Annotated in this window: 21 protein-coding genes and 2 pseudogenes; 19 read left to right on the top strand and 4 right to left on the bottom strand. The window is 38.7% G+C overall.

Annotation, left to right across the window (positions count from 1 at the left end):
• The first annotated feature begins 17 nt into the window (after positions 1-17).
• The 10 genes and pseudogenes from P20480_RS19785 to P20480_RS13295 all read left to right on the top strand — a co-directional run bounded on the left by P20480_RS19785 (position 18) and on the right by P20480_RS13295 (position 10099).
• Positions 18-668 carry a hypothetical protein gene (locus tag P20480_RS19785; protein ID WP_008127960.1) on the top strand — a complete coding sequence of 217 codons (651 nt, stop codon included), beginning with the start codon at positions 18-20 and terminating at the stop codon, positions 666-668.
• A 73-nt stretch (positions 669-741) separates the two neighbouring features.
• Positions 742-873, top strand: a pseudogene (locus P20480_RS17800) (IS3-like element ISCps9 family transposase); the annotation flags it as partial.
• Between the two features lie 180 nt (positions 874-1053).
• Positions 1054-1365 carry a hypothetical protein gene (locus tag P20480_RS17795; RefSeq protein WP_033025155.1) on the top strand — a complete coding sequence of 104 codons (312 nt, stop codon included), beginning with the start codon at positions 1054-1056 and terminating at the stop codon, positions 1363-1365.
• A gap of 163 nt (positions 1366-1528) precedes the next feature.
• The gene (locus P20480_RS17790) at positions 1529-1951 is read left to right on the top strand and encodes a DUF4174 domain-containing protein (RefSeq protein WP_033025152.1); all 423 of its coding nucleotides are present in this window, start codon (positions 1529-1531) and stop codon (positions 1949-1951) included.
• A 119-nt stretch (positions 1952-2070) separates the two neighbouring features.
• Positions 2071-3028, top strand: a pseudogene (locus tag P20480_RS13270) (protein kinase family protein).
• A gap of 142 nt (positions 3029-3170) precedes the next feature.
• Positions 3171-3800: a uracil phosphoribosyltransferase gene (upp, locus tag P20480_RS13275; protein WP_006791732.1), complete on the top strand. Its 630-nt coding sequence runs from the start codon at positions 3171-3173 to the stop codon at positions 3798-3800.
• A 138-nt stretch (positions 3801-3938) separates the two neighbouring features.
• Positions 3939-5177, top strand: a complete 1239-nt coding sequence (locus tag P20480_RS13280; protein WP_008127951.1) for a uracil-xanthine permease family protein — start codon at positions 3939-3941, stop codon at positions 5175-5177.
• A 144-nt stretch (positions 5178-5321) separates the two neighbouring features.
• On the top strand, positions 5322-7067 hold the full coding sequence (locus P20480_RS13285) for an HAD-IIB family hydrolase (protein WP_008127949.1): 1746 nt from the start codon (positions 5322-5324) through the stop codon (positions 7065-7067).
• A complete protein-coding gene (locus P20480_RS13290; protein ID WP_006791735.1) occupies positions 7060-8280 on the top strand; it encodes a glycosyltransferase family protein in 1221 nt (406 codons plus the stop codon). The genes P20480_RS13285 and P20480_RS13290 overlap by 8 nt, the downstream gene beginning before the upstream one ends.
• 40 nt (positions 8281-8320) lie before the next feature.
• Positions 8321-10099 (top strand): sugar phosphorylase, encoded by a 1779-nt coding sequence (locus P20480_RS13295; protein WP_008127947.1) that lies wholly within the window; start codon positions 8321-8323, stop codon positions 10097-10099.
• 45 nt (positions 10100-10144) lie between these two features.
• On the opposite strand, the gene P20480_RS13300 is transcribed toward P20480_RS13295, so the two are convergent.
• A complete protein-coding gene (locus P20480_RS13300; protein ID WP_008127945.1) occupies positions 10145-12988 on the bottom strand; it encodes a TonB-dependent receptor domain-containing protein in 2844 nt (947 codons plus the stop codon).
• Between the two features lie 691 nt (positions 12989-13679).
• Here P20480_RS13300 and P20480_RS13305 point away from each other — a divergent pair.
• The 5 genes from P20480_RS13305 to P20480_RS13325 all read left to right on the top strand — a co-directional run bounded on the left by P20480_RS13305 (position 13680) and on the right by P20480_RS13325 (position 16934).
• Positions 13680-14069 carry a cytochrome b562 gene (locus tag P20480_RS13305; RefSeq protein WP_008127943.1) on the top strand — a complete coding sequence of 130 codons (390 nt, stop codon included), beginning with the start codon at positions 13680-13682 and terminating at the stop codon, positions 14067-14069.
• A gap of 9 nt (positions 14070-14078) precedes the next feature.
• Complete coding sequence (locus P20480_RS13310) at positions 14079-14465, top strand: OsmC family protein (RefSeq protein WP_008127939.1); 387 nt, start codon at positions 14079-14081, stop codon at positions 14463-14465.
• Positions 14466-14778: 313 nt separating this feature from the next.
• Complete coding sequence (locus P20480_RS13315) at positions 14779-15045, top strand: hypothetical protein (RefSeq protein WP_006791740.1); 267 nt, start codon at positions 14779-14781, stop codon at positions 15043-15045.
• 153 nt (positions 15046-15198) lie between these two features.
• On the top strand, positions 15199-16005 hold the full coding sequence (locus P20480_RS13320; RefSeq protein ID WP_033025149.1) for an alpha/beta fold hydrolase: 807 nt from the start codon (positions 15199-15201) through the stop codon (positions 16003-16005).
• 5 nt (positions 16006-16010) lie between these two features.
• On the top strand, positions 16011-16934 hold the full coding sequence (locus P20480_RS13325; protein ID WP_008127934.1) for a diguanylate cyclase: 924 nt from the start codon (positions 16011-16013) through the stop codon (positions 16932-16934).
• Here P20480_RS13325 and P20480_RS13330 read toward each other — a convergent pair.
• Together P20480_RS13330 and P20480_RS13335 are read right to left on the bottom strand one after the other, a co-directional pair.
• Positions 16931-17968 (bottom strand): metal-dependent hydrolase, encoded by a 1038-nt coding sequence (locus P20480_RS13330; protein ID WP_008127932.1) that lies wholly within the window; start codon positions 17966-17968, stop codon positions 16931-16933. The two genes, P20480_RS13325 and P20480_RS13330, sit on opposite strands and share 4 nt — an antisense overlap.
• A gap of 58 nt (positions 17969-18026) precedes the next feature.
• On the bottom strand, positions 18027-18914 hold the full coding sequence (locus P20480_RS13335; RefSeq protein WP_008127930.1) for a LysR family transcriptional regulator: 888 nt from the start codon (positions 18912-18914) through the stop codon (positions 18027-18029).
• Between the two features lie 114 nt (positions 18915-19028).
• Here P20480_RS13335 and P20480_RS13340 point away from each other — a divergent pair, with 114 nt between their 5' ends.
• From P20480_RS13340 to P20480_RS13350, 3 genes are all read left to right on the top strand, one after another.
• On the top strand, positions 19029-20201 hold the full coding sequence (locus P20480_RS13340) for an MFS transporter (protein ID WP_008127929.1): 1173 nt from the start codon (positions 19029-19031) through the stop codon (positions 20199-20201).
• Between the two features lie 145 nt (positions 20202-20346).
• Positions 20347-21162, top strand: a complete 816-nt coding sequence (gene dkgB / locus P20480_RS13345) for a 2,5-didehydrogluconate reductase DkgB (RefSeq protein WP_008127928.1) — start codon at positions 20347-20349, stop codon at positions 21160-21162.
• A gap of 65 nt (positions 21163-21227) precedes the next feature.
• Positions 21228-21515 carry a putative quinol monooxygenase gene (locus P20480_RS13350; RefSeq protein ID WP_008127926.1) on the top strand — a complete coding sequence of 96 codons (288 nt, stop codon included), beginning with the start codon at positions 21228-21230 and terminating at the stop codon, positions 21513-21515.
• 109 nt (positions 21516-21624) lie between these two features.
• Here the strand turns inward: P20480_RS13350 and P20480_RS13355 are convergent, their stop codons facing one another.
• The gene (locus P20480_RS13355) at positions 21625-22278 is read right to left on the bottom strand and encodes a DUF6058 family natural product biosynthesis protein (RefSeq protein ID WP_008127925.1); all 654 of its coding nucleotides are present in this window, start codon (positions 22276-22278) and stop codon (positions 21625-21627) included.
• A 172-nt stretch (positions 22279-22450) separates the two neighbouring features.
• Between P20480_RS13355 and dapA the strand changes: the two genes are divergently transcribed.
• Positions 22451-23368, top strand: a complete 918-nt coding sequence (gene dapA / locus P20480_RS13360) for a 4-hydroxy-tetrahydrodipicolinate synthase (protein ID WP_008127922.1) — start codon at positions 22451-22453, stop codon at positions 23366-23368.
• Positions 23369-23370 lie beyond the last annotated feature (2 nt).

Here is a 23370-nt window from a genome sequence, read left to right as displayed (position 1 = left end):
ACGAATAGGTGGTTTAAATGGACTTAGTTGCAATTATTGGCACATCAACTTTTGTTACAGCATTTATTAATGTCATTGTTATTTTCTGGTTCAAAGAACGTCTAAAGCAGTCAATTAAGCACGAATACGATCAAGAATTAGCTAAATTGAAAAGCGAATTAGAATTCGGCTTGGACAGGCAGAAAAAACTGTATGAAGGCAAACTAACAATATATAAAAAATATTATACTCTGATGGATTCATATACTGCTAAATCTAGAAAAGCAGTATTCGATGGATTTCAACAAGGAATGATGGATATCTTGAATGATCCCTCTGAAGAGAATACGGCCGACTACATTCGCAGCATGCTAAGAGTTCAAGGAGATGTATCAGAAATCTTTTTGACATTTAAAAATGAAATTAACGGGTTAAGGCTTGAAGCTGGTGAAAAGCTTCTTGAATTACTAGATGAATATGTAGAGTCTCTAGAATTAACCCAAGAAAAAACAGTTGAGTTTCTGAATTGGATGAATACAAATGCTACCAAGTTCATTACTGATCCAGAGGAGGCCAATAGAATTTCTCAAGATTATATGTCTACAGAGTTAAGTGGTGAGGGTAAAAGGCTTATTGAATTACAAAAACTCATCTTTTTGGAAATGCGGAATGAATTGGGCATCGTATAACAAACGATTGAAGTCGGATAATGCTCCTCACCCGTTTTAGTGGACACCTCCTCATCACTTTGGGGAGGCTAAAATGCCTAGATATACCCAACCTAGAAAGACAGGGTTTTACCTCGTTAATTTCAAAATCAAAGTAGTAGAACTAAGCTTACTAGACGATGTCATGTCAAAGGACATTGCCGAAGCGCTGGGCATTCATTCTTTAAAAGCGCAAGGTGTGTATGTGATTTTAAAAACCAAAACAACCGTATATCCTCTTCTAACATTTCTCGTAAGATTGGTAGAACTAATTGAACCCAAATAGGACTCGGTTATGGTTGTTTAAGCTAGATAAATAAAATTAAAACAAGTTAATTACAGGCTAGTTAGGTCTAAAGAGGTTAAAATGATTTCGGAAGCAGATTGGAAACAATTTAAAAAAGTAAAGGTTGCTACGTTAGACAGATATTGCAAAATGACTTTAGATGACGCCGTGGAAAGGATTAATAATGATGCGCTTTCGAACCACGAAAAATACATTAGCTTGTATAAGTTGATTAATAGTTGCGATAAAAAAATGTCGGAAATATTTGATTATAATTCGAGAGCGAAAGTTATGCTTCAGCTTCGTTTGTTTAAATTACAGGGATTACTAAGTTCGGAGCAAATTGCTGGTTTTTCGGATGAAGTACAAGAACATCTCAATAGAGGTGATTGACAAGTGAGGTTGGCTTGAAAAACACATTATTGTACCCGCAGCTGCTCGCATGATATCGATTACACTTGTACTTTTCAGTCCCGATTGCAAAAAGTAAAATAAGCAAAACCGCAAAGCCAAATAGAACGTATTTTACTTATAAACTCTATTTTTAGGCTATGTTATGAGATATCTCAAATACCTTCTATTACTCGTATTCAGCGTGTTTTCGAATGCTAGTGAAAGTATTCCATTGAATGACTTATCCAGTTTACGATGGGAAAATCGCCTGATTATATTAAATAAACCTACAGATACTGAGAACGTATTAAGCCTAATGAAACACAGTTCAGAAGGGATTAATGACCGACACATAGTTTGGTTTATTTTGAAAGAAAGTGAGGCTTTAACTAACTATTCTGGTCGGTTATCCGAGTCGTTCATGTCAAATGTTAGGCAGCAATATCAACTCAAAAACAATACCGTTACTTTAATAGGAAAAGATGGGGGCATTAAATCTCAAGGAAGCACCATTGATGTTAAAGCACTTTTTTCGATCATAGATGCCATGTATATGCGACAGCGAGAAGCACAACTAAAAAATTAAAAAGGGTGCCATTTAAATTAAAAGCTGTGGGCTTGTTAAAGCATTGGGTTTAATTAAGTACTTTCACTAATAATACCGTCTAATGCTAAACTACAAAAAATTAATTACTTAATACAGCTATGGCATTTTACCTTTTCTTATTACAGCCTCACTTTAAACATATTGAAATAGGTGCAACACTTAACTCGCTTTGGAGCGGGTGTGGCAGTATTATTGAGTGCAGGCTTGATAATGTGCCTTGTGTTATAAAGGCGATTAGAATACCCAGCCACATAAACCATCCAAAAATTAAGCAAAGCGAATTTGCATTAAAAAGAAAGCAGCAGTCTTATAATGTTGAATATAACTTTTATAAGCATTACAGCCAGCATTTACCTAAAACAGCAAACAGTATTGAATGTGTGAGTGCTATTAATTGTGGCGATGAGTATGCGCTGGTATTTAAAAATTTTACTCAGTTTGGGTTTATGCAAGCCAGCTCGTTGCATATAAAGCCAATATTAAAGTGGCTTGCTCACTTTCATGCGTTTAATTTAAATAAGCAGCATGATGATTTGTGGGAGCAAGGGTGTTATTGGCATTTAAATACCCGGCCCGATGAATTTAACGCGCTTGTATCAAACCCTAATAATCAGTTTGATATAAAAGCGGCAGCTAAAAAATTAGCTTACCAGTTAGAACACGCTAGGTATAAAACGTTACTACATGGCGATGCTAAAGTGGCCAATTTTGCCGTTAATTCAAATAATGAGATACGTGGTTACGACTTTCAGTACACAGGCGCTGGCGTTGGTATAGTCGATGTTATGTATTTTATGACGAGCTGCTATAGCTGTGAAGAATTACATGCTCATGCAACAAGCGAACTTACCTATTATTTTTATGAGTTAGAACATGCGCTAACTCAGTATCAGCCTAATATACCTGCTCAAGCGGTAACAAAGGAATGGAAAGCGTTGTGGCCTGCTGCTTGGGCTGATTTTTATCGCTTTTTTAGCTGGCTGGAGCCCGGAGCATTACAAAATAAATAGTTATATGCATGACCAAGTTGTTAGTTGGTTTGAAACCAACAGCTAAACTTTTACAATTGTGTTGTGCATAAATATCAAACAAACACATATATTTGCGCACAATGTATGAGAATTGGTTTAAAACTACAGGTCAAATGCTCATTTTTAATATAAAATATCGCTAATTATTGTCTAAGTAGGTTTTCATCATGGCTATTCACGTTATTACTCATCCACTTGTTCAACATAAATTAGGTTTAATGCGCGCTTTCGGCATTAGCACTAAAAGCTTTCGTGAGCTGTGCTCAGAAGTCGGCACATTATTAACGTACGAAGCAACGAAAAATATTCCCCTTGAAGACAATGAAATAACCAGTTGGGATGGCAACAAACTTAACGTACAGCATATTAAAGGTAAAAAAATTACAGTGGTGCCTATCTTACGTGCAGGTTTAGGTATGATGGATGGTGTTATGCAGTTGTTGCCTGCGGCTAAAGTGAGCGTAGTTGGCCTTCAACGCAACGAAGAAACGCTTGAGCCAATTCCTTATTTTGAGAAGTTGGTTGGTAACATTGAACAACGTCTTAGCTTGGTTATTGACCCGATGCTTGCAACAGGTGGCTCGATGATTGCCACAATAGACATGTTAAAAAAAGCGGGCTGTAAAGAAATCAAAGTTATAGTGTTAGTTGCAGCCCCTGAAGGGGTAGAAAAAACGTTAGCAGCTCACCCTGATGTAGAAATATTTACCGCAGCGGTAGATAGCCACTTAAACGAGAAAGGATATATAGTGCCTGGTTTAGGTGATGCGGGTGATAAAATATTTGGTACGGTGTAGTCGTCATTAATTAGCGTTAATTGTGTTTCGCGTTATGGGCAACGCAATCATTAAAGAGGCTTTCTGAGGAAGGCCTTTTTCGTGTTTGTTTATTACTTTATAACTGCAAAAAGCAATGTTTAAATTTAGGAGTGTGTAGTGAAAAGTAACGCAACGTTTTCAATTAAAACAATTTTAACCGGCGCACAAATGCTATTTGTTGCATTTGGTGCATTGGTACTGGTGCCGTTATTAACGGGACTCGATCCTAGTGTGGCGCTATTTACTGCAGGTGTTGGCACATTACTATTTCAATTAGTGACTAAAGGGCAGGTACCAATATTTTTAGCCTCTTCGTTTGCGTTTATAGCTCCCATTATTGCAGGTGCACAAATGTGGGGCGTACCCGCTACGATGGGCGGATTAATGGCCGCTGGTGTTGCTTATATGTTGTTAGGTTTGTTAGTTAAATTTAAAGGTGTGGCGACTCTTCATAAAATTTTACCACCGGTTGTTGTTGGCCCCGTTATTATGGTGATAGGTTTAGCGCTTGCGCCTGTTGCAGTTAATATGGCAATGGGTAAAACAGGTGATGGCAGCGTTCAGCTTATTGATTACAACAGTGCTATTTTAATTTCCATGTTTTCACTTGTGGTAACGCTTATTTTTGCCGTGTGGGGTAAAGGAGTATTTAAGTTAATTCCTATATTGGCAGGCGTAATATCGGGCTATGGTTTATCGCTTGCGTTGGGGGTAGTACAGTTTGATGCGGTAAGTAATGCACATTGGTTTGCTATTCCAAACTTTACACTGCCAGAGTTTAAATGGCAGGCTATTTTGTTTATGGTGCCTGTGGCCATTGCGCCAGCTATTGAGCATATAGGCGATATGATGGCTATAAGCCAAGTGACTAAAAAAGACTTTTTAAAAAAGCCAGGTCTGCACCGTACTTTGTTTGGTGATGGATTAGCAACGTCTGCAGCATCGTTATTTGGAGGCCCGCCAAACACCACGTACTCAGAGGTGACTGGCGCGGTAATGCTAACTAAAAACTTTAATCCAAAAGTAATGATGTGGACCGCTATTATTGCTATTGCTCTGGCATTTATTGCAAAAATGGGGGCTGGGTTACAAACCATACCGGTGCCTGTGATGGGCGGTATTATGATTTTATTATTTGGTTCGATTGCGGTCGTTGGACTCAATACGTTGGTTAAGTCGGGTGATGATTTAACAGCGCCCCGTAACTTAAGTATTGTTGCCCTTATTTTAGTGTGTGGCATTGGCGGAATGCACATAGGCAGCAGTCAATTTAGTTTAGAGGGCGTTAGCTTGTGTGCCGTTTTAGGTATAGTGCTTAATTTAGTACTCCCCAAAGTAGAGCAAACCGCTGCTTAACTTTGAACATTAGTTAAAATATTTGCACCAATTTGGCGCGTTTTAAACGCGCCTTTTTTATAACCTATTAAAAAGGTTATAAAAATAATGTTGGTCTAGTCCCTGCATTTAGTACTCTGAACACTATGTATTTAAGGAGTTACTATGTCAGAGGCCAATATTGTGGATATAACCCCGTTTTTAGCAAAGCATCAACTGCCTTTAAAGTATCAATATTTAAGTGAGCAGTACTTTGTACCTCTTGCGCATGACATTCTCGAATCAAAAAAATCATCAACTCCTATTTTTGTTGGCATTAATGGTTGCCAAGGCTCCGGCAAAACAACCCTTGCAGACTTTTTAGTCACGTGGTTTAGCAACAATACGTCGTTAAATACGGTCGCTTTATCAATCGACGATTTTTATCTAGGTAAAGAAAGCCGTAAGCAACTAGCTCAAGACGTACATCTTTTATTTGTAACACGTGGCGTACCCGGTACACACGATACCGACCTGATGAATAAAACAATTACTCAGTTATTAGCCGGTGAGGTGGGCATAGCATTACCACGTTTTAACAAACACCAAGACGACTGCGTTGCAGAGCAAGATTGGGTTAAAAATGTAGCCCCTGTTGATATTGTTTTTTTAGAAGGGTGGTGTGTAGGAAGCGAGCCACAGCCGCTATTTTCACTAAGCGAGCCACTGAATGAATTAGAACAATTAAATGATAAAGAAGGTGTGTGGCGTCGTTGTATAAATAGCTGCTTAGCAAACGAATATAAATCTATTTTTAATAAAATAGATTATAAAATTATGCTCAAAGCGCCTAGCTTTTCAGATGTTTTTACGTGGCGAAAAGAGCAAGAACAAAAGCTAATAGCGAAAAGTGGTGTTGGTACAGGCACGATGACAGACGAGCAGTTAGTTTATTTTATTTCTCACTTTGAGCGTATAACGCGTGAAAACTTAAATACATTGAGTCGCAAAGCAAACGCACTCATTGAGCTTGATAGCAATCGAGACATAGTAAGCATGCACTTAACAAGTGATGATACCTTACAGCCTATTATTTTTACTGACTTAGACGGTACTTTACTCGACCATACAGATTACAACACAAACAATGTAAGTGAGCTACTTCAGCAGTTACAAAGCGCACACATTCCTGTGGTATTTAATACCAGCAAAACATTTTGCGAAGTGGTTGAAATAAAAAACGAGTTAAACATTCAGCAACCTTTTATTGTTGAAAATGGCGCAGCAGTATTTGTACCGCAAAACTATTTTGAGCTTAAGCCAATAGGCTGTAAAGAAGTGGCAGGTTATTGGTGTTACGCCTTAGCGTCTCCGCTATCAAGCTTGTTAAGTGATTTAGACTCATTAGATGCACAATATAAAGCACACTATAAATTATTTAGTGAGTTAAGCAGCGAGCAAATAAGCGAGCTTACCGGATTAAACAATGCGCAAGCTAGGCGCGCTCAAACACGCGATTACTCCGATCCTTTGTACTGGTATGGCAGTGATGAATTACTCGATACCTTTGTAAATGACGTAACAGCACTTGGCTACGAAATAAAGATAGGTGGCCGATTTATTCATATTGCTAAAAATACAGATAAAAGCGCTGCGCAGCAGTGGTTAGTTAAACAATTTGCTCAACATTTTAGAAAGCCTCTCACAGTAATAGCCCTAGGTGATAGCGACAACGATAAGCAGATGTTAGAACACGCTGATATCGCCATCATCATCAATAACCCAAGCAGTAAAAAGCCGGTTAAATTATCGCATAACAAGGCACGTTATTCTCAATCGCCCGCGCCGCAGGGCTGGGTTGAAGAAATAACAACATTGCCAAGCATTAGCAGCATTTTAAATACTATTGAGGAGCAAAAATCACATGGCTGATTTTTATCAAAATGGCATTATCACGACTTTACACAATATTGCAGATAGACCGATTGAAGCACTAGAAGAAGAGCTAATAAGCTTTAGTAAACAACGCCCTATGGGACTAATTCTTCCTTCTTTATTTAGTGAGCTAGAAGGTCCTGCACTACAAAATATAATAAAAGAGTTAAGAGAAGTGCCGTACTTGTCGCAAATAACAATTGGCTTAGATAGAGCCGATGAGCAGCAATACCGCCATGCACTTGGTTTTTTTAAAGAGTTAAACCAAAATCACAAAGTGTTGTGGAACGACGGCCCACGTTTGCAAGCACTTGATAAAGAGCTTCAAGAATTAGGCGTTGCACCAAGAGAGCTGGGTAAAGGGCGTAACGTTTGGTATTGCATGGGTTATAAGCTTGCAACCGCCGAGGTTGAGTCTATAGCGCTTCATGACTGCGATATTTTAACCTATGACAGAAGCTTACTTGCACGTCTTATTTATCCGGTTGCACACCCTCGTTTTAACTACGAGTTTTGTAAAGGATTTTACCCGCGTACAGCCAACGGCAAAATTAATGGGCGCGTATCGCGTTTATTAGTCACACCTTTGTTGCGCTCATTTAAAACCATTTTAGGTAATACAGACTACCTTGAATATATGGATTCGTTTAGGTACCCATTAGCGGGTGAGTTTTCGTTTAGGCGCGACGTATTAAACGATATTCGTATTCCAAGTGACTGGGGGCTTGAAATAGGCGTATTGAGTGAAATGTATCGAAACTATTCGCATAACCGTTTATGCCAAGTAGATATTGCCGATAACTACGATCACAAACATCAAGCGTTGTCGCTTGACGATCAAAGTGCCGGTTTGTCTAAAATGTCGATTGATATTACGAAGGCATTATTTAGAAAACTCGCTACCCAAGGGGTGACATTTACTAGCGAAACTATTCGTTCATTAAAAGCAACGTACTACCGAATTGGCTTAGATTTTATTGAAACCTACCACAATGATGCGCTTATGAACGGACTAACACTGGATGTTCACCAAGAAGAAAAAGCCGTAGAAATGTTTGCACAAAACATTATGGAAGCAGGCCAACACTTTTTAGATAACCCAATGGAAGCGCCATTTGTGCCAAGTTGGAACCGAGTGGTATCGGCTATGCCTGATGTATTTGAACGTTTAAAAGAGGCGGTAGAGCTCGATAACGAAGAATACAGTTAAGTTAAAAAAATAAATATAAAAACGGTTAAAGGAGTCGCGTGTGAGTACAGTGAATGAATTATTTTTACAGCGAGTAGAGCAGCACCTACACATTATTTACCAAGATGTTGAGCTGCCTATATCGATAGCAGAGTTTGCACAGCAACTCATTAAAATTATTTTAGGTGACAGTCCACTTCGCGACCCAACTCCACACACTAACCGATGGGATGAGCAAGACATTGTACTGATTGCTTATGGTGATTCGATTATAAAGCACGACGGCACTGAGTTTGCGGTAGCAAACCCAATCGAAGCCCCACTAAAAACCTTGCATCGATTTATAAAAGAGCAGTGCGATATGCAAATTAACGCCCTGCATATTTTACCTTTTTACCCGTATAGCTCTGACGAGGGGTTTGCGGTGATGAACTACGTGCAAGTCAACGAGTCGTTAGGTGATTGGGAAGACATAAAACGCATTGCTAAAGATGTAAAGCTAATGGCTGATTTAGTTATTAACCATTGCTCTAGTCGAAGCGTTTGGTTTGAAAATTTTTTAAATGATCTACACCCTGGCAAAGATTACTTTAAAACTGCAAGCTTAAGCGATGATTTAAGCCAAGTTGTTCGTCCGCGCACATCGTCTTTACTCAATACAGTAACAACTCCCAGTGGTGAAAAGCATGTATGGTGTACGTTTAGCCATGATCAAGTTGACTTTGATTTTGCAAACCCGGAGGTTTTGAAAGAGTTTGTAGGCATTATTCGTCATTATTTAGATAACGGTGTGAGGCTTTTTAGGCTCGATGCAGTGGCGTTTTTATGGAAACAACTTAATACAAGCTGTATTAACCTGCCACAAACCCACGAAGCCGTTAGGCTAATGCGCACGCTTATTGAGCATGTTGAGCCAAGTGTGGTGATCATCACTGAGACAAATATACCAAACCAAGAAAACCTGTCGTATTTTGGTAATGCCAATGAAGCGCATGCTATTTATAACTTTGCTTTACCTCCGTTACTACTGCATACCTTATTAAGTGGTGATAGTTCGGCACTCAAGCATTGGATGATGAGCATGCCACCTGCGCAAAACGGTACCGCATACTTTAATTTTATTGCGTCTCATGATGGTATAGGGCTTCGTCCAATTGAGGGATTATTACAGCCAACTGAAGTGGCGTCGCTGGTCAGTACAACCATGCAATTTGGTGGTCGCGTTTCAATGCGAACCAGTAATGATGGCACCCATACACCATATGAGTTAAATATTGCGTTATTTGATGCAATGCAAGGAACACATAATGGGCCTGACAAATTTGGCTTTGAGCGTTTTATGTGCGCGCATGCCATTATGTTCGCGCTTGAGGGGATACCTGGCTTATATATTCATAGTTTACTTGCCACAACCAATGATTATGAACGTTTTGAAAACTCGCAACACAACAGGGCAATTAATCGTCATCGTTGGCAAGAATCAAAACTGTTAGCCGCAATTGGCGAAAAATACAGCCATCATCACAAAGTGTTCACTTCAATTAAAAACTTATTAGGTGTGCGCAAAAAACAACGTGCATTCCATCCTAATGCCACTCAGTTTACGTTACATCTTTCTGGTGGATTATTTGGCTTTTGGCGCCAGAGTATAGACCGCAGGCAAAGTATTTTTTGTGTATTTAATATTAGCGATAAACCGCAAACACTTTTATTAGCTGACTTAAATTTAATTAATACTCAGCAGTGGTTTGACTTAGTGTCAGGAAAAACAATAGAGGAAGGGCAGTTAACGATTGAACTTGAACCGTATCAATGTGTTTGGCTAAGTAATATAAAATAACAAATAGGCCGGGCAAGCGTTGCCTGGCCTATTATTCACTTTAAATTAAAGCTTGTAAGAAAAGCTTACATAACCAAAGCGGCCAATGTTATCGTAGCTTGCGCTACCGGCGCCTGTACCGCGTGTACCGTATGGTAGTTCACGGTTAAATAGGTTATCTACACCTACTTTAACGCCAACACCGCTATCGAAGCTGTAACCTACAGTCATATCGGTAATAAAGTATTTACCGTAGCTCATGTTGCTATTAGGGTTTGAGTTTTGAGCAAGTTCAACATTTGTATAAAGGTCTACTTCGTCAATAAAGCGTGTTTCAACAGTGCTGAAAAAGCGGTCAATTGAGTAGCTTACAGATAGATTTGCTTGCCATTTAGCTTCGCCAGAAGTACCTGCTGCTTCAATAAAGTTGCTTGGATCATCTTGGAAAGGGTAGTCTTTTCGTTCAATTAAGTAAGTACCAATTAAACGTGTTTTAAAGCTACCTTCTAGGGCTTCAAAATCGTAGCCTAGTTCGAAATCAACACCCGATGCTTTTTGACCCGCCACGTTTAATACAGAGTTTTGGATTAACGAAATTTCGCTGTTTGCATTGCGCGTAATTAAGTTACAGTACTGGTTGTTGATCCCAGTAGTGCTGTCTACACAGCGGTCAAGAATATCTTGCGCGCTGATTGTATCAATGGCATCTTCAAGTTCAATTTCCCAGTAATCGATAGTTAATACTGCGTTGTCAATAAACTCTGGTTGGTAAACAATACCTACCGTTGTACTTGTTGACTCTTCACCTTTTACGTCACGGTTACCGCTTGTTAAGCCATTTAAAGACGCTGAATCGTAGTCTGAGTTAAAATCGTTTGCTACACCTAATGCGGCACAGTTAGCGCGGCGGGTCGTGCTGTTTGACAAGTCATTTAGGTTTTCAGCACGACATGGATCGTCAACACTGTAGAAAGTTTGGCTAGGTGCGCCAAAAACTTCACCAATATTAGGCGCTCTAAGGGCAGCAGATTGCGTTACACGCACGCGTAGCTCGTCGTTTACTGTCCAATCAAGGCCTAGTTTCCAGCTAGTTGCTTCGCCAATAGTACTGTAATCGGCATGGCGTACCGCGGTATCAAACACTAAGTCTTGAATAAGCGGTAAATCAGTTAAGATAGGCATTGAAGCTTCAAAAAACACTTCACGCACGTTAAACGAGCCTTTATCTTCGCCTAGTGCGTTAAAAAATGTACCTTCTGCGTTATCTGGCTCGTTCGTTTCGCTTTCTTCTTTACGATACTCTGCGCCAAAAGCAATACCTACATAACCGGCTGGTAGCTCAAAAATAGTGCCGTTTGCAAGCGAAGCTGATACAACAGTTTGCTCAATGGTGGAGTCGCCAATAGACACTGTGTTCATGTAATCAATGGCTTGTTGGCTTGGTGCGCCAAAGCCCATAATATTAACAGGTACACAGCCATCAGCTTGCGCCTCTGCGCTACGACACACAATATTACCGTTTGCATCTTCAACGGCATCAAGCGCATTAAAGTAGTTTGCTAAAATCATGTTAGCGCCATTTTCGCGCTCTAATTCTGTTTTACCGTATACGATTGATGTATCTAGTTCCCAATCTTCAAATACAGTGCCTTGTAAGCCTGTAACAAAACGGGTTGTTTCACGGGTGTTGTTTTCAACGCGGCGGCCCAAGTCAGTCATCATGCGGTTAACCATGATTGACTCAACACCTTCTTCTTCCATACGCGCTTTAATGCTTGGGTCTAGGTATGGGTTATCTAGCTTAATGCTGTTGTCGCTGTCAAAAAAGAAAAACGCAGGTTGGCCTATGCTTTCGCCTTGGCTATTTACATATTTAGCGTCGAAGTAACCATTTAAATCATCAGTCACATCGTAGTTAACTTTAAAGTTTACGTTGTAACGTTCAAACTCAGGTTGAATTTCTTCAAACTGACCTAGGTTAAAAAAGTCACAGTTAGCACATGAAAGGCCGTCAACATTGTCACCAATGTATAAATCGCGAGCGGTACTATCTGGGTTGAAGCTATTTGTGTAACCATTTTCTAATGCATAAACACCTGCGTTGTTGATCGCGTAGTAACCAGCGTTAGGTGTTAGTATTTTGTCTGGAAAGTCTGCGCTGTCTTTGTTTTCATCGGTTTGTGCCTGATTACGAAGGCTTCTGAACGATGTGCTAGTCCAAGGGTGGTCTAAAGCATTTAACGACTCTTGTGAAGAGTACTCTACTGCAAAAGCTGCATTACCAAGATCATCATTAAAGTTTGAACCGTATGAAAAAGTCGCTTTTTTGTTGTTATAGCTATTTAGGTCGGCAAAGCCACGGGTTAGGCTTACATCTAAACCTTCAATATTATCTTTTAAAATAAAGTTAACTACACCCGTTACGGCGTCAGCACCATATACAGCAGAGGCGCCACCAGTAATAATTTCAACGCGTTCAATCCATACACTTGGTATTGTATTGGTATCAACAGATTGTGAGCCCGCAGAACTTGATACGTGGCGTTTACCGTTTACAAGTACAAGTGTACGGTCTGTTCCCATATTACGTAAATCAAGAATGTTTAAACCTGCAGTACCTATAAAGCGACCAGAATTAGCCATTGAGTAAGTACTACCCAGTGCAGGGAGGTTGTTTAATGCTTCACCAATATTAACGGCGCCACTATTTATTAGTTGATCGCCAGTAATAACTGTTACGGGAGCCGGTGCAATAGCACCTTCACGTAATATGCGAGAGCCTGTTACTTCAACACGCTCTATTTTTTTTGCTATCTGCTCATCTTGAGCTAATACTGTGCTACTCGCTGTTGCAGCAGCGGTTAGTAGTGCACATTTAATGCTGTTGGAAATTAAAGAATAATGTTTCATGAGTTCCCTAATGGGTGTTTGTTATGAAAAAATGCTTAACAAAATTGGCATAGTTAAATAGCAACATTGTCATCACATTTGGCTAAAGAACTAACGATTATTACACGCTCGTAAATAAGATTAAACCCTCTGAAAGCCCCTATATTGTTGTATTAAGGTTTGAAATTAATTTTATTTATAGTGTTTTAAGTTGTTACTTTTGTTTAAATTATGATGACAATAAGATGGGGCTTTCTTGGTTGTTACCTTTTTTAGCTGCGTTGTTTACATTGAGTTATTAATATTAAAATTGACGCGGTATTTTTGATCTATTTGCTGTTTATTTGACTCATCAAAATGCTAGTTTAATTGCATATGTAATTAACAGGTGTGTTTGTTAATTGTGCTATTAAGTTACTTAAATGTATATTTTTGCTGATTTAGCGAGCGGGGCGTTCAATGGTGTTATTAAAATAAATGTTTAAATTGAGTAAATTTCATCATCTTTATTAAATGTGTCGTTATTCATTTGTTGATCTAGATATATTCAATGTTAGTAAGATAGGTAGTTATTTGATTTTAACTTAATGCTGACAATTACCAATAATATGCTGTAAACCCCCTTTACAGCATATAAAGAGTGATTGCTGATTCGTTACTTTATTCTGTTTACTTGATACAATTTGTATTATCAGTTTTATTAGGGCTTTTCATGAAATACACTTACCTCATTATTGTAATTTTATTTAGCTCGCTCAGTTATGCTAGCGAGACTATTGATCTAGAATTAAACATGAAAAACACAGGGCTTGCTTATAAAAAAGCGGTACAAGCTAGCCAGTTAACAGAGTTTAATACCGCAATTGATGAATTTATTAAGCTGGTGGAAGTAAGCAAAACGGCAAAGTTTTACAAGAAGCCCGAACAGTCGGTTAAGGGGCTTGATAAAGTGCTTACACAAGCAAGGCTTGCAAAAAAAGCGGCTAATCAGCAAGGGCTTACTGCTGCTAAAGTACCGCTTAAACGCATTGATGATTTACGAAAAAAATATCATAAACTACATGAGCCACCAGGCTTTTTTGAATTATTGTTTGGAAAGTAAGGAATAGTTATGGAAATTTCGGTTTCATTATTAGAAGGCCAAAAGCAAAGTGCTAAATTTGGTGATTTGGAAGTCATTAGCGATCAGAGTATTTCGGCTGGTGGTGGTGCAGAGCACCCAGAACCATTTGACTACTTTTTAGTGAGTATGGTTTTGTGTGCAGGGTTTTATGCGCGAAAATTTTGTGAGCAACGTGACATTTCTACAGAAGGTATGACACTTACACAAAACAACGAAAATGTAGATGAAAATGGTAAAAAGTTATTTTCAATCGAAATTAATTTGCCTGATGGTTTTCCTCAAAAGTATAAAAAAGCATTAATTGCGGCAGTAAATACATGTACTGTTAAAAAAGTAATTCAAGCTGTGCCTGAGTTTTCTGTTGTTGTAAAATAAATTCACCAATATGTAGGTAACTTTAACGTGTTACCTCTTTCATTTTAATACCCTTGCCTTGCCGCTCACCCTAAAATACGACGTTTTTAGATAGCTATAAACACAACAATTACGAGTTGTAATTTGGTGTGTTTTTTATTGGTTTTTCAATATGTGATGCTTTTATAAGCACTCTTGGTGGCTATTTAAACAAATAAATCAAAAAGTAATCACTTAGTTCAAAAATACTGGCTATTCATGTTTAGGCTGTTATAACTATAAACACAACAATAAAAATAGTTAAACATATTTACAGTAGATACTGAGGTATTTTATGAGCGACGCAATACAACAAGAACAAATAGATCAAGGGGTAATGGAGACCTTAAGAGAGCGCGACCATAGTGCCTTAGCACAGCAAGTTAACCATCTTGGCTGCGATAATAACGACATTATTGAGCTACTAGCTCATTATATGGCGTTGAGCGAGCAAGAAAATGATGAATTATTTGATGACTGGTACGATAATCTATCAAAAGACCAACATACTGTTTTAAAAGTATTTGAGGTATATAGAGGCCAATACGAACATCAAAATTAAATCTTTATTTAATTAATAGCTTGTATTGGTTGTATACTAAGATTTATTGATAAAGATTATACGGCGGTTAATTTGAGTAAGAGTTAATACAAGTTAGCTTTTAACATTTTGTCGATAACATTACTTATATTACAGATAAAGGCGTGCTTTAAAGTGCTAAATTCAGAATCGATAAAAACGAGAAACAATGTAAAGGTAATTGGTAGCGGCTCTAAAACATTGCTATTTGGACATGGATTTGGATGTGACCAAAACATGTGGCGTTTTTTAACTCCTTATTTAGAAAAGCAGTTTAAAATTGTACTGTTTGATTATGTGGGTTCAGGTAATTCAGACATATCTCAATACAACAAACAACGATACAAAAAACTAGAAGGTTATGCCTTAGATGTAATAGAGGTGTGCACAGAGTTAAATTTATCGGATGTAGTATTTGTTGGCCATTCTGTCAGTAGTATGATTGGTGCCTTGGCTGCTTTTGAAAGGCCTGATTTAATTAGTAAGTTAATTATGGTATGCCCCTCGCCTTGCTTTTTAAATTTCCCGCCAGATTACCAAGGTGGCTTTGATAAAGAAGACTTGCAAGAATTATTAAGCTTAATGGATAAAAATTATATCGGTTGGGCTGATTACCTTGCACCTTTAGTTGTAGGTAATGCTAACTCGGCTGAGTTGATTGGCGAGCTTTCAGGTAGTTTTTGTTCTACCGATCCTGTTATAGCCAAAAATTTCGCAGAGGCGACGTTTTTTTCTGACTATCGTTTTCTATTAAAGAAAATAAAACAACCTACATTAATTTTGCAAAGCCAAGATGATGCTTTGGCGGATGTATCTGTTGGTGAGTTCGTAAAACAAGAGATAGAAACCAGCTCGCTCATTGTTATAGCCGCCCAAGGTCATTGTTTACAAATGACTCATCCCGAGATTGTAAGTGAATCTATTATTAATTACATGCAGTAATTGGTGTGAGTAAATTCAACCCAAATAATGTAACACCAACAACTTATTCAGTTGACTGCTTTCTATGCGGTGCTTTAATAACTGACTCTAAAAATACAATTGTTTATGTAAACAACTATTTTGAAAGCCACTTACTTTGGAAGCCGGACGAGTTAGTGGGTCAAAATATAAATAAAATTTTGACAAAATCGTCAAGAATTTTTTTTCAAAGCTACCTTATTCCCACCGTACTTCATGAGAAAAAGTCTGAAGAAATGCAGTTGATCATTTTTAATGGGCAAGGGCGAAAAACCCCGATGACTATTAACGCGCATATAAATGAAGAGGGATTGGTGTTCTGGAGTTTGTTTAATGCAATTAAGCAAGACCAGCTTTACGATGAGTTGATAAAAACACGAGAAAAGTTAGAAGAGCAAGCTGAAAAACTAAAGTCTTTAGCAGCAACCGATGAGCTAACAGGCTTATTAAACAGAAGAGAAATGAATTACCGAAGTGGGTTGTTATTGGACCAATCGTTAAGGTCAAAGCAAACAATTGCGTTACTTGTTATAGATATAGATGACTTTAAAATAATTAACGATACTTTTGGTCATTTAGAAGGTGACCGAGTTTTAAAAGAGCTTGGGCAAGCACTAAAAAGTTTTGGACGACAAACAGATTTAATTTCCCGCTATGGTGGTGAAGAATTTTTAATCATGCTACCAGACACAGATAAAAAAGGGGCCTTACTATTTTGTAATAGATTGCATGCCATTATTGCGGACATATTAGTCGATAATAAGCCTGTGACTGTGAGTATAGGTATGACCATAAGTAATACAATAAACACATTTATAGATTTATTTACACAAGCAGACAACGCTGTTTACCAAGCAAAATCGCTTGGTAAAAATAGAACTCAGCTGTTTGGGGACGATAACACTATTTAATGATTAGTATCGTTGTTGCATGTATTGTTGAGGGGTGAATTGCTGGGTTGCCAAATTCTATCCCATATTTTATCCATATCATTGAAGCTTGGACGTTGACTTATTTTGTCAAAATTACTGGCTGTGACTCCCTCTAAATTTATTTCACCTACTTGAAAATTAAACACATACTGACATTCCATTCCCATGCGTAAGTCTGACAAAATCACTTTGTTTTGCTGCTCTCTTACTGAATAGAACCCTTTTGTAAACCATTGCAAGCGTTTTACACCCCATTCATTTTTAATGTTATTTAATAGCGAGGGATTTGTAGGATATGCACTAAGTGTTACCTCGTCGGGTTCATCAAATACAGAGGCATAGCCTTCATAGTAATGATCGTCAGACATAACAACGACTCGCCAAAGCAAGGTAGTAAGTGGCGCTGGTGTGCTTATATACTTCTCAGACGTAATGTTTTTGTTGTTTAGCGCCGTTTTTACTTTGTCATCAATCATGACTTTCAATGCAAAAGACGTACATAAATAAAGTGAGCTTAATCCAAGCGCAATACTATTAATTTTGTAGGCGGTGTTTGATGATACTTTAGGAAGTAACGTACACACCAATCCTAGCAATAATGGAAGTGTATAAAGGGGATCAATTATAAACATATTTGATAACGCAAAAGGGTACTCAGTAAACGGCCACATTAATTGGGTGCCATATACGGTAAAACTATCTAGCAATGCGTGGGTTGATAAGCACAAAAACACTAACCAAAACCATCTCACTTTGTAAGTTTGCATGCCAGAGTGTAATTTTAATATAAGCCATACGATAAGTGGGCTTATTAATAAATGGATAAAGAAGGAATGGCTAAAACCGCGATGATAAGTAAATGACTCTACAGGGCCGCCATAAGGTAAAAAAACATCTAAGTCGGGCAAGGTGCCAAGCGCTGCACCCCAAAATACCGCTTTACGACCAATTTTATTGCCTAGCACGGCGAAGCCTACAGCACTACCCAAAGCAACCTGTGTTAACGAGTCCATATCAATCCTTTATTAATTATAAGTCTGTTTATACTGATTAAAAGCGTAAAAAGGCCACTTATAATGCAAGCTTTGGTTTTATAAAATCTAAAAATGCAACAATGCGAGACGACACCGCACTGTTTTTGTAATAAACGGCTTGTATATCTTCTCGGTGGTTTGGTGTTTTAATACTATTTGGTAAAACATTGACTAACCTACCAGCTTTTAAATCGTTTCCAATCATAAAATGCGAGAGTAAAGCAATGCCTTGGTTTGCTATACATAGTTGTCTAATTGTTTCGCCGCTGCTTGCTGTGATTTCAAACGAAAGCTTTGAGGGTATGTTAAGAGGCCAGTTATTGAGCGCGGGTGAGTCGGTAAAGCCGATAAGTTTATGTTGGCCCAAATCGCTTGCTTGAGTAAGTTCAGGTGCGTTTTTCAAATACTCAGGGCTTGCGACCAAATGCAATTTACTGGCCCCCAACTTTTTTGCATACAGGTTTGAATCTTTTAAATCACCAATACGTATGGCTAGGTCAGTTTTATGCTCTAGTAAATCAATAATGCTGTCGTGAGAGGTAATATCAAGCGTAATGTGGGGGTACTGCATATTAAACTCAGCAATCAAAGGTACCAATTGATGCAGTACAAAAGGGCTTGCTGCATCAATACGTAACTTTCCACTGGGCGACTGTTTTAACAGTTTGATTGCCTCTTCGCCGGTTTGTAAGGTGTTTAAGCCATCACGAGCATATTTAATAAAGGTATGGCCCTCTTCGGTTAGCTCTAATCGGCGGGTGGTCCTGTTTAGTAACGTACATTGTAGCGTATTTTCAAGACGAGACACGGCACGCGACACTTTTGCTACTTGCTGATTAAGCAAGTTCGCGGCTGCTGAAAAACTCCCGCTATCTACTACCGTTAAAAACATTTCTAAGTCTTCGGTTTTTGCATGCTGAGCCATATTTTAGCACCTTACTTTTGCATTTATTACAAAAGTATTTTGTCACTAATGCTATTTTTTGCAAACACATTTTTAGTCAAACTGTAAGTCTTAACTAATAATGAGGATTTAATTATGCCATTGGCTTTGTGGGCGCTCACCTTAAGCGCATTTGCAATAGGAACAACCGAGTTTGTAATAGTGGGATTAGTGCCTACTATTGCAAACGATTTAGGCGTAAGCCTACCTTCAGCGGGTTTGCTAGTGAGTTTATATGCGGTAGGTGTGGCTATTGGTGCACCGGTACTTACTGCACTCACCGGGAAATGGAATCGTAAAATTGTACTTATAAGCTTAATGGGCTTATTTGTGCTGGGGAATTTATTAGCATGGCAAGCGCCAAGTTATGAAACATTAATACTTGCGCGTATTTTAACAGGCTTAGCCCACGGGGTGTTTTTCTCAATTGGTTCTATGATTGCCACAAGCTTAGTAAGTAAAGATAAAGAGGCCAGCGCTATTGCAATTATGTTTACGGGACTCACGGTTGCACTTGTAACAGGAGTGCCATTAGGAACGTGGATAGGCCAGCATTTTGGCTGGCGTGCAACATTTTTAGTGGTATCAGTGTTGGGCTTAATTGCTTTGGTAGGAAGTGCTATTTTGGTACCCAAAAACTTGAAGCAGTCTATCCCTGCAACCTTTAAAGAACAGCTTCAGGTTATTGTTAAACCGCGCTTATTACTCGTATATTTAATGACTATTTTAGGCTATGGCGGCACGTTTACAGCATTTACTTATTTAGCGCCGATTTTAGAGCAGGAAACTGGCTTTGCACCCTCAGCTATTGGTTTAATTATGCTGGTTTATGGTGCATCTGTAGCGGTAGGCAATATTTGGGGTGGAAAACTTGCGGATAAACGCGGACCAATAAGTGCACTCAGTATTATATTTAGTGCTCTTAGCATTATTTTATTGGCACTTACATTTACCATGGATAATAAAGTAGCTGCCGTACTTACCATTTTAGTTTGGGGCGCCTTTGCGTTTGGTAACGTGCCAGGCTTACAGCTTTACGTTGTAAAACAAGCACAAAAACATACACCTAATGCTGTGGATGTTGCATCTGGATTAAATATAGCCGCTTTTAATATTGGTATTGCACTTGGCTCAATCATTGGTGGAAGCGTAGTGGAAAGTATGACTCTGCGAGACACAGCATGGATAGGCGCCGTCATTTCTGTATTGGCACTTATAGTGACTCGTTACAGTGGCTTGCTCGATAAGTGTGAAATTCAGCGAGCATAAAGTGTAAACTTTGTATCATTAAACCCTTGAAACGCATTTTTATAACCTCATAGCTACTGTGAGGTTATTTTTTGAGAAAGTAAAAGGTGTATTTTTTAACGCTATTCAATAGCTGTATTTTAAACCAACGTATAAGGATAGATTCATGACACAACGTGTAATTGAAATGCCGAATTTAGGTGTTGGAACATTTCGTTTAGAAGGCGATACTGCATACAACTCGGTAAAAATGGCATTAGATGTCGGGTTTCGCCATATAGACACAGCGCAAATTTATGGTAACGAAGAGCAAGTAGGCCAAGCTATAAAAGATAGTAACATTCCGCGCAGCGAAATATTTTTAACGACTAAAGTGTGGAATAACAAACTCAATAAAACTGATTTTATTGCAAGCGTAGAAAAGTCTTTAGAAAAGCTGCAAGTAGACTCTGTTGATTTATTGCTTATTCATTGGCCTGCGCCATCAAACGATGAGCCAATGAGTGAGTACCTAACTGAGCTTTTAAAAGCTAAACAGCTTGGTTTAACAAAACATATTGGCGTGTCTAATTTCACTATTGCAAACTTAAACGAAGCAATGCAAACGCTAGACTCGCGTGAAATATTTACTAACCAAGTTGAGGTACATCCGTACTTAACCAATACAAAATTACGTGCGTTTTGCGCTCAGCACGGTATACACGTAACGGCTTATATGCCGTTTGTGGTCGGTAAAGTACTAAAAGATGAAACGATTCTTGATATAGCGAATAAGCATAACGCTTCACCTGCGCAAATTGTAATTGCTTGGGAAAACGCAAATGATATGACTACTATTCCATCGTCAACCAAGCGTAAAAACTTGGAAGATAACTTTAACGACCATGTTAAGTTAGACGATGAAGACATTGCCCGTATTGATGCACTTGATTGTGGCGACCGCCAAGCAACGCCTGATTTTGCGCCGCAGTGGGATCAGTAATAAAATACGCAAAACAACATTAGGTGTAGCAAAACTGCACCTTTGTTTTTTAAAAAGGACTGATCATGTTAACGGTAATTGCCACAATCGCGAGCAAAAATATTGATGCAGAAGTTGTATTAAGCGCACTCGAAAATCTACAAAAGTACTCGCGCCAAGAAGTTGGCTGTCTACGTTATGAGCTATCGGTAAAAAGTGACGCGCAGCAAACGACTTATTTAGTGACTGAACAGTGGGCATCAGATGAGCATTTTGAATCGCACAAAAACGAGCCACATTTTAAAGCTTTTGGAACACAAGTTACCGGGCTTCTAACAAGCAGTAATATTGACGTTTACAACACCATTGGCTAGTAAAAAGCACTCTTATTAGTTAGTAAAATACAGTGGCGACGTAAACATATATCGCCATTTGCGTTACTCTGTATTTTAAACCCCAAACTTGTATAAATCTCAGCCGTATTTATTTAATCGATAAATCGTACTTTAAAATAAGTGCATCTATGTAACGGGCACGCAATGTGTGTTGTTTTTCGTGATCAGCCCCGTGCCCTAATGCTTTATTGAGCAGTTTCATCGCGGGGTGCAGCTGCGTACGCTCTTGTTGGTTTAAACTTCCTTTAGTGCGCAATTCAGTAATATCGTCTACCAGCAAGCGGCCTATATCCACACATACTATTTCGTCAATTAACCCGTTTTGTGTCAGTACACCGTATTTGCTGCATAAAAACTGTTGCCACACTTGCTGTAAATGCTCGTCTATTTCGCAGCCAAATAATTCTTCATTAAAATTAAAGCCTTGCTGAGCAAGTTTACTCAGGCTTGCTGTGTACTGCTGCGCAAAGTAATTAAAGGCATTGCTTGAGGATTCAATTTTTTGTTTTATTAGCCCTTGCCCCCAATTTACACAACCTCGCGGGTAATAATCATCGTACTCTTCACATTCATACAAACCAGAGTACGAGCTACAACTTAGTTGGCTTTTTATACAATAACTTGGTTTAGGAAAAATGCTTTGCTGCTGCCACGTATCTAGCTGTTCGGCGTCAATATTTAAAGCATGGCAAAGCTCATCGGTGGTATAAAAATGAGTGGCTAAGTAGTCAGATAAACGCATAATGGCTCGCCTAAAGTTAAAAATACAAATACTGTTTAAATATACAGTGTTTATATTTTGTATTATCAAACTAAATAACACAAGCCATTTTACGTTTATTATTAGCTTAGACCTGCAAAAATGCGTGTAAGTATGTTACAAATAGCGCAAGTTTTATAAATAATGAATTTTTATGCGCACCCTAGAACAAATTAAACAAGCAAGCTTAATTACTGCTATCAAAACCCCGTATTTAGCTAATGGTGAAATAGATTTAGTCAAGTATGATGAACTCGTCGAAATACAAATTGCAGCGGGTGTAGATGGCATTGTGGTTGGTGGTACAACCGGGGAAGGTCAGTTAATGAACTGGGAAGAGCATTTAATGCTTATTGCGCACAGTGCAAACAAGTATGGCAACCAGTTACTAATTGTTGGTAATACAGGCAGTAATAATACGCGCGAGGCAATAAAGGCCACCAAATATGGCTTTGCAAGTGGTATGCATGCAGCGCTACAAATTAACCCTTATTATGGCCGTACGTCTATTGCCGGTGTAAAAGAGCACTTTAAACGCGTGCTCGATATAGGCCCTGCGTTTATTTACAACGTAGCAGGGCGCACAGGGCAAGATTTAACACCTGATATTATTGAGCCATTAGCAAAACACCCTAACTTAATTGGTGTAAAAGAATGCGGTGGTAACGAGCGAATTGCACATTACGAGCAGCAAGGTATTGCGTGCTGGTCTGGTAACGATGACGAAGCGCACGACGCACGCCATGTACACAAAGCCCACGGTGTTATATCGGTTACCTCTAATCTTATTCCTGAGTTGTTTCGCCAGCTAATGGATACTAAAAATGATGCGTTAAATAGCTCATTACAACCTTTAATGAACTGGTTGTTTTGCGAGCCAAACCCGATTGCAATAAACACGGCATTGATGATGACGGGCGCGGTAAACCCCGTATTTAGATTGCCGTATTTGCCACTGAATGATGAGCAGCAACAAATAGGGTTGCCACTCATTAATCAGTTAAACGAAGCCGATGTAGTAGGTGGCAAGGCGCGTTTACTTAACAGCGATGAAGTATTAACTCTTTCTTAATT

It is taken from the genome of Pseudoalteromonas sp. BSi20480, assembly GCF_000241365.1.
In the GTDB taxonomy this organism is placed as follows: domain Bacteria; phylum Pseudomonadota; class Gammaproteobacteria; order Enterobacterales; family Alteromonadaceae; genus Pseudoalteromonas; species Pseudoalteromonas marina.
This window is presented reverse-complemented; position numbering and strand designations above follow the sequence as displayed.